The following is a 379-nucleotide window of genomic DNA, read 5'->3' on the forward strand; positions in this document are numbered from 1 at the left end:
CGAAAAATCATTACGGCAGGACTTTAGCGGAAAGGATAACTACCGGTTTTGACGGCACATTCTGGTACGGACCAACGTCATGAGTCGGCACCTGGGAAATCTTATCGGCAACGTCCATGCCTTTCACCACTTTACCAAATACCGCGTAACCGAAATCACGCTGACCATGGTCAAGGAAGGCGTTATCGGCAACGTTGATAAAGAACTGGCTGGTGGCGCTGTCTTTGTCAGCGGTACGCGCCATCGCGATGGTGCCACGCGTGTTGCGCAGGCCGTTATCGGCTTCATTTTTGATTGGCGGGTTTGGTTTTTTCTGCTGCATCTGCTCGGTGAAACCGCCGCCCTGAATCATAAAGCCAGGAATGACGCGGTGAAAGGT

1 protein-coding gene is annotated in these 379 nt (G+C 52.2%); it reads right to left on the minus strand.

What is annotated here, in order from left to right; genetic code table 11:
- Positions 1–10 precede the first annotated feature (10 nt).
- Positions 11–379, minus strand: a 369-nt coding sequence (locus tag E0L35_RS26195; RefSeq protein WP_044718722.1) for a peptidylprolyl isomerase, incomplete at its 5' end; no start/stop codon positions are given.

This window comes from Halomonas sp. ATBC28 (assembly GCF_005937175.1).
In the GTDB taxonomy this organism is placed as follows: Bacteria; Pseudomonadota; Gammaproteobacteria; order Pseudomonadales; family Halomonadaceae; genus Vreelandella; species Vreelandella titanicae.